Raw genomic sequence first — 12142 nt, forward strand, 5'->3', positions numbered from 1 at the left:
AAAGAGTATGCAACCTTAATGGTGTGTATTTTAACGTTTGCTACATTATGACCCGGCGTTGTGCCGCCGTGGTTATAGGAATTTAGAGTGATAAATGCAGGCTGATAACAATCAATTTGATCTTCATCCGGTAACCATTGCGGCCATGACGCTGATTTTTGGCGGACCGTTAGTATTATTATTAATAACAGGTCAACCTTTAGTCTTGGCTATGGCTGTCTATGTGAACATGACGGCATTGTCATTTTATGACTTTCGTGAATATCGACTTCCAAATCTGCTAACCGGTAGTTTCTTCCTTCTCGCTACAGGGATTAGTTATGTATTTGGCCCATATGCGATGCAGCATCACGTCATTGGCGCTGTTCTGGGCGCTGGTTTGCCCTTGTTGTTGAACACTGTTTACCGTCACTGGCGTGGACGAGACGGTATAGGTATGGGAGACATTAAATTATTGGCCGGGGCAGGAATGCTCCTCGCTTGGCCAGCACTACCACTAATCCTGTCTATTTCGTCAACATTGGGAATCGGCTATATTTTGTTAAGGCATGGCCCGAATAGGGTTAAAGCGGGTGTAACATACATTCCTTTTGGGCCATTCATTGCTTTTGCCACAATTACCCTTTGGTTGTTTAATTAGCGAATAAGTAGAATAATGGTTGTATTTTTACCACAAATGCTCGTTTGCGGTTCATTTTTTGAACAATTTTAAAATATGACAACAAAGTAAACTTACTGAAAGAAAACTGAAACACTTCTCGCATACCCATTCGCCAGATGCGTGGGGCCGCATTGCTGCGTCCTGTCATCGTGATTTTTTTGGATGAACATTCCAGAGCTTATGCGCTCTAATGGGGACAGAGATGACCAACCTGAATATTCTAAAGAAGACTTTACTGGCAGCTGTTGCATCAGTAGCTCTTGTTGCATGCGGCGATGATAGCACTGAGTTAGCTTCTCCTGGTACACAGGGACCAAACCCTGGTACCGGTTCTGGTGGAGGAGATGGTGGCAGCGGCGGCGATGGCGGCGGCGGAACAGATGGTGGCGGTAGTGCAGGTAACTGTCCTACTGGAACAACCGATGTTGCTGTTGGTTCGGAAACGCATTGTCAGCTAAGTGGTACGCTTACGAGCGATGTTACACTTACTGCTGGCAACATCTACCAACTTTCTGGCCGTGTTGCGGTTGGTGTTGATGTTGGCGCTGACGGTTCTGCAGGTGCAGGTGACCCTGCGACCCTCAGCATTGAACCAGGCGTTTTCGTATACGGTGCCACAGCTTCAGATATTCTGATCATTTCACGCGGATCTGAGATCAACGCAGTTGGTACTGCAAATGATCCAATCATTTTCACATCTGCACTAGATCTGGGTTTTGCTGATGAACTGGGATTGAATGCAACACGCACTTCTTTCAGCGGTGCTATCCTTGACCAACCGTTCACGTCAGAATGGGGCGGTTTCATTGTTAATGGTCGTGCAACGCTTAATACATGCAACGGTAACGGCGTTTGTGAAGCTGACGGTGAGGGCGATAGCGGTCTATATGGTGGTAACGACGACACTGATTCAAGTGGTACAATGCGCTACGTTCAAATTCGTTATGCGGGCAATCCGATCACTGCAGATGATGAGTTAAACGGTATTGCATTCCAGGGCGTTGGTTCAGGAACAACTCTTGAGTTTATTCAAGTGCACAACGGCGCCGATGATGGTGTCGAATTCTTTGGTGGTACAGCTCAGGTTAAATACCTTGTAATCACAGGCGCAGATGATGACAGCCTTGACTGGACACAAGGTTGGCGCGGCAAAGCCCAGCATGTTGTAATTATTCAAAACCCTAATCAGTCTGCATCTGACCAAGGTATTGAAGCTGATAACTTTGGCGATGGTAATGATTTCTTGCCGCGTGCGCAGCCTCAACTCGCGAATATGACAATTGTTGGTAGTGCAAGTCGCGCTGGAGAAAGTGATATTGGAATACTTCTCCGTGAAGGTACGGGTGCAAATATTATTAATACTGTTGTTTCTGATTTTGGTGACGCTTGTCTGGATATTGATGATGCAGCCACATTTGCTGCAGCGGGTGCAAGTGCAACCAACTTAAACGGTTCACTAACAATTCAAAGTACACTTCTTGGCACTAACTGTGCGGAAGTGTTTAATACAGACAATGACAATACGTTTGATCTAGCAGAGTTCTTTAACGGTCAGTCTAATAATGTTGTTGGAGCAACATCACTATCAAATCGTTTCATCAATGGCTCAGCTGAAAATGCAGTGACCGCAGTAAACCCAGCTACGCTTGATACATTTTTTGATGTAACAGACTACGCTGGTGCTGTTCGTTCGTCTGATGCCACTGATAACTGGACACTTAATTGGACATTTGGTTTGAATGCAGAACCGTCTTGCCCAACCGGTACAACAGAGAATGCAAACGGCGCATGTGTGATTGCGGGTACTTATACCGAAAACCTGACATTGGTCTCAGGCCTTGATTATATCCTTGATGGTCGTGTGGTATTTGGTGTGGATGCTGGACCGGATGCCGCTAATCCGCTTGCAACTGCCGATACCGCAGATCTTACAATTGAGCCTGGTGTAACCATACAAGGTGCTGACCAGCAATCATTCCTAGTAATATCACGTGGCTCTAAATTGAATGCAAATGGTACGGTAGACGCGCCTGTTACCTTCACGGCGTTGAACCCTGAAACGCGTGACCTTGATGTTGATACATCGCTCTGGGGCGGCATTGTGATTAACGGTCGCGCTACACTCAACACATGCAACGGTAGCGGAACATGTGAAGCTGACGGTGAGGGTGACAGTGGTCTTTACGGTGGTGTTGATGATGCAGATGACAGCGGTCAACTATTCTACACGCGCGTAGTGTTTGCAGGTAACCCGATTACCGCGGACGATGAACTGAATGGTGTCGCTTTCCAAGGTGTTGGTTCTGGTACTGAAATTGACTTCCTGCAAGTGCATAATGGTGCAGATGACGGTGTTGAATTCTTCGGTGGAACAGCACAAGCAAAACATCTTGTTATTACTGGCGCTGATGATGACAGCCTTGACTGGACGCAAGGTTGGCGCGGTAAAGTACAGTTTGTGATCATTGCACAAAACCCTAACCAGCCCGCAACCGACCAAGGTATTGAAGCTGATAACTTCGGTGATGGTAATGACTTCTTGCCACGTGCGCAGCCTCAAATTGCCAACGCAACTATTCTTGGTGCTGGTGCTGCTGGCGGCGAGAGTGATATTGGCATTCTTCTTCGTGAAGGCACGGGTGGTAACATTTTCAACACTGTCGTTGCCGACTTTGGCGATGCGTGTCTTGATGTTGATGATGCAGCCACCTTTGCAGCCTCTGGTGGAAGCGCAACAAATCTGACAGGTACTTTAACATTACAGTCAACACTGCTCAGCACAACATGCGCGGAAGTGTTCAACACTGATGATGATAATGCCTTCGATCTGGAAGCCTGGTTCCTTGGCCAAAGCAATAATCTTGTTGCTGCAGATAGCCTGACTGAATTTGCTGGTGCAGCAAGCTTCAAAACATACATCAATGGCGCAACAGAAACTGGTGCAACAGCAACTGATGTAAGTGCAGTTGATAGCTTCTTTGAAGCGACAAGCTTTATTGGTGCTGTACCAAGTGCCGATAACAACTGGGCAGCTGGTTGGACTGTTTGGTTAAACGATCAATAAAATAAGAAATCGCGCGCCGCAATGAAGACATGCTCGTCTTTGTTGCGGCGCTCTTTGCATAACCGGTCATTGTTGATGGTAGCAGATATGAAACTGAATAATACAAAACTTAAAATGGCACTTCTGGCGTCAACCGTCTTCCTGGTGCCAACGCATGCCTTTGCTCAGGAAAATCCTGACCAGGAAGAGGACCGGGAGCAAGCAGCAAGGTTTGCTTTGCAAGGTCTTGATGTTGAAGAAATAACTGTAATCGGAAGATATATTCCTGACGAAAAGCGAGCAACGTCAGAGATATCAAACATTCTTGATGCCGAAGCCTTTACTTTAGCGGGAGACGGCGATGTTGGTTCTGCTTTGCAGCGCTTGCCCGGCTTGTCTTTGGTGGGCGGTAAATATGTTTATGTGCGCGGTCTTGGAGAGCGTTATTCAGCTACGCTTTTGAACAATTCAGGTATTCCTAGTACTGAACCACTGCGCAAGGTTGTACCGCTTGATATTTTCCCGACAGCAATTATTCAAGACGTTCTGGTTCAAAAAACATACTCTGCAACATATCCAGCGGAATTTGCTGGTGGTGTGATCGATATTCGCACCAAAAAAGTGCCTGATGATTTTGTACTGGAAATCGGTATTTCAGGAAAATATAACAGCGAAGCTACCGGAAAAACGGGCCTTAGTTATGATGGCTCGAATTCAGAAATTTTCGGTTTTGGCGGCTCTTTGCGCACAATACCAAGTGAAATCCTGCAAGATGTGACGCTAGAAAGCTTGACGCCTGATCAGCTTGAGGCCGCCGGAGAAGCTATTCCAAACATCTTTTCGATTGATAACGAGTCACTTTATCCTGGTTTAGGTTTTAACGCGATCTACGGCGACCGTTTCGAGGTCGGTGACGAGGGCGCGTTTGGCTTCTTTGCTGCTGTAGACTATGATGTGAATACGCGTAACCGTGTCGGTGTCCGCCGTGATTTTAACGTCGACAACTCAGGCCCTGTAGAGAACTTCAATTTCGCTCCAGAGATTTGTGATCGAACGGGCTTTGAAGGTGGCGGTGATGATTGTGGTTTACGTCAGACAAACCTTGATGTTGCCTTAAATGGTATTCTGTCGCTCGGTTATGAATTCAACTCAAGCCACTCAATCAATTACACAGGCACTGTTCTTCGTCAGTCAACAAAACGTTCATTGATTGAAAAAGGTATTTTTGCTGCTGAACGTGATGCTCTTAGAACACGTTCGACAATTGACTTTATTGAAAGTCAGGTTTGGACCAATCAGTTAAGCGGCGAGCACAATGTTTCGCTATTTGGTGATAGTGATACTTTCCAGGAAGCAAAAATAGAATGGCGTGCGAATATCTCACGTTCTGACCGTGATGCGCCTTTGCGCCGTAATACGGTTTATGAATTTGATGATGTGCTTGGTGAATTCCTTATTTTGGCTCGCCCTGATGGTAATGTCACATCATATAGCGCACTTGATGAAGAAACACGCGAGTTCGGGCTGGATATTGAACAGCCATCATATATTGGCGATTTTGCAGTCGATTTTGCTGGCGGTTTCACATATGCAGAAAAAGAAAGAAGCTTCGGTCTAGTTCGCTACAACTTTGCCATTCCTTCTGGTGCTTCAACTGATTTGCGCAGACTTGCACCAGAAATTATCTTTGGCCCTACAAATATTGACCCTAACGGTATTCGTTTAACCGAGATTTTTGATGCCTCTGATTTTTACGATGCAACGTTTGAAAACATTCAGGCTTATTTCAGTGCCGATATCGAGATTTCCGAGAAAGCACGCTTGTCTCTTGGTTTGCGTTATGAAGATTCAGAACAGATTGTAAATACTGTTGACCGAACAACACTTGACCCGATTCAGGTTACTCAGCTAGGCGAATTCTTGCTGCCTGCAGCCACATTTACATATGAGATCATTGAAAATATGCAAGTGCGTTTGGCATACAGCCAGACCATTACACGTCCTGATCTACGTGAACTTTCTGTTGCCCCGTTTATTGATGATGAGCGAAACATTACTGTTAGAGGTAACCCAACGCTACGTATTACCGAGATCAACAACTATGACGCACGTTTTGAATGGTACTTTGACGCTGGTGAAAGCTTAACTGTTGGCGCTTTCTATAAAGAGTTCTCAAACCCGATTGAACAGTCTGTCACTGCTTTTGGTGAAGGCCGCCTGATTACTTATATCAACGGTCAATCTGCAGAATTAAAAGGTGTTGAAGTTGAGGTTGAAAAAATTCTGTTCTTACAAGATTGGTTCGATTGGAACTGGCTGGGCACGCGCGAAGTGTTCATGAAAGCAAACGCATCATATATTGACGGTGAAACAATTACTGCCGAAGCTGATCTTGGTATCGTGACAAATGCAGTTCGTGCATTTCAGGGGCAGTCAGAATATCTGGCAAACTTCCAGATTGGTTGGCGCGATTATGATCGCGGTGAAAACCTTGCGTTTGTTTTAAATTATACTGGCCGCCGTCTTTCACTCTTGGGTGTTTTCGGTGCTCCAGACGAATTTGAAAGCCCGCCGATACTCTTGAATTTTGCATACAGCAAGGAATTCGAGGTTGGAGGTAGGCCGCTTACTGTTAGTTTTGAAGCGGATAATATCCTCAATGACAGTATCCGCTTCACGCAAGCAGGACTTGTTACCGAGGGATATGATTTGGGTACAACCCTATCGTTAGGCTTCAAATATTCCTTCTAATCGCATATAAGAGATCAATGATCTTTAATTGGCCTACTGCTGCGGCGGTGGGCCTTTTGTAAAACGAATGATTATGACCCACTCAAACGTATCAGTGACTGTGAATTCAAATACTGAAATAACCTCGGTTAAAGCCGTTAGTGCTGTTCAAGTGCCTAAAATGGGGCGCTGGCTCATTGGTTTCATTGAGGCTTTAATGATCGTTTGTCTGGCTTATCTGATCGTGAGTGTTTTCTATGCGTTCATTGCACCGCGGCCTGATTTTGCTGCTACATTTCATGCCGCTAGCCAAACTGTTTCGCGCACTAATGAAAAAGCGCCCTATGACACTATCGTTGCTTTCGACCCTTTTTATCGCAAATTAGGTGCTGTTGAGGTGCAAACTGCAGCACCTGAAAGTTCGCTTAAAATAACAATAGCAGGTTTACGTGTTGGTGATGATGGAAGCGGTGCTGCGATTATAGATGTACAGGGTGATGGGCAAAAGCTGATCAGCCTTGGTGAAGAAATCACACGCGGTATCACGCTATCCCGAATCTTCGCAGATCGTGTCGAAATCAATCGACGCGGCGTGCGCGAGACGGTTTATATGGCGAAGCAACCCACTATTGAACGAAACCAAGTTGCGAATGCATCACAGGCAGTATCAACTGTAGAAAGCAGAGGCAGCGGTGTTGACTTTGCTGATGTGTTAGCGCGTATAAGATTAGCGCCTTTGAAAGATGAAGCTAGCCGGCGGATTTCAGGGTTTCGCGTTACTAATGAAACGCCAGCATCACTGCTTGCAGGGACAGGGCTCGCGGTTGATGACGTTATAAAATCAGTAAACGGTTCGCGTTTATCGTCATTTGAGCGTATGCAGGAGTTGGGTGAAGAATTACAGACTGCAACAGCTATTACCATTGAGATTGAAAGGCGGGGTCAAAAAATGACGCTGACTTTATAGGAATGAATAATATGATCCCTAAAAATAGCACAATGGTTTTGGCGGCTTTCATTTTGTCCTTTAGCTTGTTCGTGACCAAAAGTGCTCATGCACAACAGTCGCAAATTCTAAACTACCGCGATGCAGATGTGCGTGTTTTCATTGACGATGTTGCCCAACTCACTGGACGGTCATTCATTATTGATCCTCGCGTTAGAGGTAAGATTAATGTTGTTTCATCGACGCCTTTATCACAGGAAGGGGTGTTTCAGACATTTTTGTCTGCTTTACGTGTTAACGGATTGACTGTTGTCCCGACGTCGAGCGGTGCGTTTAAAGTTGTTCCTGATGATGTTGCTGCCCAAGACGCAGGCCCAGTGGACGAGTCTCGTATAGGTGATCAGTTAGTTACACGTGTTTTTCGCCTGAATTATGCAGACCCGCTTGCTGTGCAAGCTGCAACCAAACCGTTTGTATTTAAGAATGGTAGAACTTTTGCGCGCAAAGGCATGCCAATTATGATCGTTACAGATTATGCAGATAATCTGGAACGTATCAGCAAACTGGTTGCTACAATGGATGTGGACAAATCAGTCATACGCACAATTGCACTAGAGAATACCTCTGCTACAGAAATGGCAGAGATCGCGCTGAGTTTGTCAACGCAGCCCGGCTTCGAAGATACTGCTCGCCAAACAATGACAGCTATCCCCGTTGAAAGTAGTAATACACTGATTTTGCGAGGACAAGCCGCTGTGATGGATACCTTCTTACCCATTATTCGCGATTTGGATGCTAACAATGCATCGCGTGGTGATCTTAGAGTGATATATTTACGCCATGCTAACGCCGAAAGTCTGTTGCCGACGCTTGAGGCTGTTACCCGTTCAATTACGCAAGCAGGTTCTGCTGGCGGCACTGCTGCTTCAGATGTGACGGTATCGGTATATTCAGGAGCGAATGCTGTTGTGATTAATGCCGCTGCTGAGATGCAGCAGAAAATTGGCAATGTTATTCGCATGCTTGATATTCCCCGAGCGCAGGTGCTGGTAGAGGCAATTGTTGTTGAAGTTTCAGAAGGTGCGGCAGAAGAGCTTGGCGTGCAATACATCCTGGCTGGTGGTGATGGTAGCAACATACCGTTTACTGTTTCTAACTACTCTAATACAGCCCCCAATTTACTTGCTGTTACAGGTGCTTTGCTCGTTGATGATACCAACAGCACGACCGATAGCGATAACAACACAACTACTACCACAAACAGTGCCACTACAGATCTATTGCAGGGAACTGCAGTTGAAAGCCTGCTTGGTTTAAATGGTTTTGCTTTAGGCGCTTTAGGGCAGGCGGATAATGGTACTATTTTTGGTGTTGTGTTGAATGCGCTTAATCAGGATACAGGGAGTAACATCCTTTCTACGCCGTCAATTTTGACAATGGATAACGAGCCAGCAAGGTTTTTGTCCGGTCAGGAAATTCCTATTACAACGGGTGAGGCACTAGGGAGTGCTAACGTTAACCCATTCCGAACGATTGAGCGTAAGAACGTAGGTATTCAGCTTGAAGTCACCCCTCAAATTAACGAGGGTGAAGAAATTAGATTACATATTCGCCAGGAAATTTCATCCATTGCCGGCCCTTTAAGCGCTAACTCGTCAGAGTTAATTACAAATAAACGTGAGATTGAAACCACTGTTCGCGTTAAAGACGGTGACATTATTGTGCTTGGTGGCCTTATTCAGCAGAACGAAGCTATCTCGGTCGACAAAGTACCATTTCTTGGTGATATTCCTCTTTTGGGGCGCTTGTTCCGTTCAGACCGTCAAAGTGCGACTAAGACAAACCTGATGATGTTTTTACGCCCCACAATTGTACGCACAAGTGAAGACCTGGCACCATTAACCGCTCGTAAGTACAACTACATGCAAGCGCGGCAGATTGGTGTTGAGTCACAATTGTCTATTGACCAGCTTGTGCAAGAAGTACTTGGCGGTGAGCCGCCTGCTGGCACGCAGCAACCAGTAAATAACAATTAATCCTTATGGCTGAAATGCAGGACATATCAGCGCAAGAAATTCCTAAGTTGAATTATGGATTTGCGCGCGATTTTGGTATTGCTGTAACGGGTGTTACTGAAGCAGGTATTGTTGTTGCCATTCGTGCTGGTACGGTGCCGCGTGCACTAACAGAAGTACGCCGTGTTGTTGGCGAGATCGTACAGATCGAGCGAAAAAACCCACAAGAATTTGATGCACTCCTATCTGACCTTTACACATCGGACGGCTTATCAATTGAAGATGAGGGCGCTCTTGATGATTTGGACAGTGCACTTGAAGGTATGCCTAAAACGGCAGACTTATTGGCTAATGACGATGATGCCCCCGTTATTAGGTTAATAAACGGATTGATGGCTGAGGCAGTGAAAACGAGAGCATCAGACGTGCACCTCGAGCCATTTGATAATAAGCTATCGGTGCGTCTGCGTGTGGACGGTGTGCTGGCTGAAGTTGCAAGTCTGTCTGCCAAACTCGCCCCATATATCGTGTCACGCGTGAAGGTTATGGCGCGGCTTGATATTGCTGAAAAACGCATTCCTCAAGATGGTCGGCTGTCATTGACACTTGGGGACCGAGAATTTGACGTGCGCGTCTCAACATTGCCTTCAAGGCACGGTGAGCGGGTCGTTTTACGATTGCTCGATACCTCACAGGCTCACCTGACATTATCTGACCTTGGCATGCAATCAGATGTTCATAAGCAATTGAAAGAGCTGCTCAAAGAACCGAATGGCATTATCCTTGTAACAGGCCCTACTGGATCAGGCAAAACAACGACACTGTATGCAGGTCTAAGTATTTTGAATGATCAATCGCGCAATATTATGACTGTTGAGGACCCTGTTGAATATGCGCTGGCTGGCATTAGTCAAACGCAGGTTAACAGTAAAGTTGGAATGACCTTTGCGTCTGGCTTGCGTGCAATATTACGACAAGACCCTGATGTTGTGATGGTCGGTGAAATTCGAGATCATGAAACAGCAGAAATGGCAATTCAAGCAAGTTTAACAGGCCATTTAGTACTTTCAACTGTGCATACAAATAGCGCCGTTGCAGCAATTACGCGGCTGCGGGATATGGGGGTCGAACAATTTTTGTTATCATCGACCATAAAAGGCATCCTGGCTCAAAGGTTGGTTCGAAAATTATGTGATAATTGCAAGGTTCCAGTAAAAGACCCTGCTGAGTATATAGACAAGTTAGACATCTCGTTATCAAACGCAACAACCATCTATGATGCTGCGGGTTGCGATACATGCAATCATACAGGATATACTGGCCGACGTGGCATATATGAGTTGGTGGTTGTAGACGATACATTGCGCCGCATGATTCAAGGCGGGGCCAGTGAACAAGAGATGCAAGCACACGCTTTTGCTAAAGCAGATACGCTCAGTACTAGTGGGCAGCGCCTGATTGCTGACGGTGTAACGACTGTTTCTGAAGTGCTGCGGGTTTCCAGGCTGAAGGAGGCCACAGGTGCCGGCATATGAATATCAAGCACTTGACGCACGTGGACGTAATCGCAAAGGCATTATCTCTGCTGATAGTGAGCGCGATGCACGTCAACAACTGAAAGCCTCCGCGCTTTTCGCAACAGCAATGGTGCCGGCAAAAGCGAGTATAGCTTCGCGCAGTAAGTTGTTTGATTTTGCTAACAAACTAAGCGCCAAGGATTTAGTGCTGATAACACGCCAGCTATCTACCATGCTTGAAGCAGCTACACCGCTTGAAGAAGCGTTAAATATCATTGCAACAGAGGCTGAAAAGCCTGTCATCCGGTGCGTGTTAACACGCGTGAGAACAAGTGTGATAGAAGGAACGCGCCTATCCGCAGCTCTTGAACAAGAAACCCAAAGCTTTGATCCGCTTTACTGTGCAATGGTTGGCGCTGGTGAAGCATCAGGCAATCTTGCTGGCGTGTTATCAAATGTTGCTGATCAGCGCGAAAAGACCGAAGAAACGAAACGTAAAGTGCAAACAGCCATGATTTACCCGATGGTGCTTGCATTTGTTGCGATTGCGGTCGTGACTGTGATGATGATTTTTGTTGTGCCGCGTGTCGTTGAACAATTTGCTAACTTTGGCGGGGAATTGCCGACGCTTACTATTGCTGTCATTGCAGTTTCTAACTTTCTAACAAGTTACGGTGGCAGCCTTGCTGTAGTATTACTGCTGGTAATTGTAGGGTTTGTACTTGGAATGCAGCAAGCAGGGTTTCGTTTGTCGGTGCATACGCTATTATTAAAACTACCTGTTATCGGTGGGTTGTTGCGTACAGTTAATGCTGCACGATTTGCCCGCGCATTAGGCACGCTAATAAATGGTGGTAGTCCTGTATTGGAGGGCTTATATGCGGCGCGTGCTACTTTATTGAATAAACGTATGCAAGCGAGCCTCGACACGGCTATTGCAGAAGTTCGGGAAGGTGGCAGCCTTTCTCAAACACTGCGCAGAAGCGGACAGTTTCCTGCAATGTTGTCATACATGATTGCCGCTGGAGAAAGGTCTGGTCAGCTTGCCGAGATGCTAACGAAAGTGGCTGACTATCTTGATCGTGACTTTGATGGATTTACCAAAACTGCACTTGGGCTTCTGGAGCCTCTCATTGTTATATTCATGGGTGTCGTTGTTGGTGCAATTGTTATTTCGATTATGTTGCCGATTTTGCAGCTTAATCAGCTTGTTCTTGCGTGAGGAGCGAT

The 12142-nt window shown here is 46.0% G+C and carries 7 protein-coding genes; all 7 read left to right on the top strand.

Going from position 1 to position 12142, the window contains the following annotated elements; translation table 11 throughout:
• Positions 1-94 precede the first annotated feature (94 nt).
• Positions 95-640, top strand: coding sequence for a prepilin peptidase (locus OEU88_RS16160; protein WP_262696249.1), 546 nt, complete (start codon positions 95-97; stop codon positions 638-640).
• 223 nt (positions 641-863) lie between these two features.
• Positions 864-3725, top strand: coding sequence for a hypothetical protein (locus tag OEU88_RS16165; protein ID WP_262696250.1), 2862 nt, complete (start codon positions 864-866; stop codon positions 3723-3725).
• Positions 3726-3812: 87 nt separating this feature from the next.
• The gene (locus tag OEU88_RS16170; RefSeq protein ID WP_262696251.1) at positions 3813-6455 is read left to right on the top strand and encodes a TonB-dependent receptor domain-containing protein; all 2643 of its coding nucleotides are present in this window, start codon (positions 3813-3815) and stop codon (positions 6453-6455) included.
• Positions 6456-6528: 73 nt separating this feature from the next.
• Entirely contained in the window at positions 6529-7401 is an 873-nt protein-coding gene (locus OEU88_RS16175) for a type II secretion system protein N (RefSeq protein WP_262696252.1), read from the top strand.
• A gap of 11 nt (positions 7402-7412) precedes the next feature.
• Positions 7413-9416, top strand: coding sequence for a type II secretion system secretin GspD (gene gspD / locus OEU88_RS16180; RefSeq protein ID WP_262696253.1), 2004 nt, complete (start codon positions 7413-7415; stop codon positions 9414-9416).
• A 5-nt stretch (positions 9417-9421) separates the two neighbouring features.
• Positions 9422-10930, top strand: a complete 1509-nt coding sequence (gspE, locus tag OEU88_RS16185) for a type II secretion system ATPase GspE (RefSeq protein ID WP_317279144.1) — start codon at positions 9422-9424, stop codon at positions 10928-10930.
• Positions 10917-12134 (top strand): type II secretion system inner membrane protein GspF, encoded by a 1218-nt coding sequence (gene gspF / locus OEU88_RS16190; protein ID WP_262696254.1) that lies wholly within the window; start codon positions 10917-10919, stop codon positions 12132-12134. Before gspE ends, gspF begins: the two co-directional genes overlap by 14 nt.
• Positions 12135-12142: the final 8 nt, after the last annotated feature.

It is taken from the genome of Kordiimonas aquimaris (assembly GCF_025574485.1).
Lineage (GTDB): Bacteria > Pseudomonadota > Alphaproteobacteria > Sphingomonadales > Kordiimonadaceae > Kordiimonas > Kordiimonas aquimaris.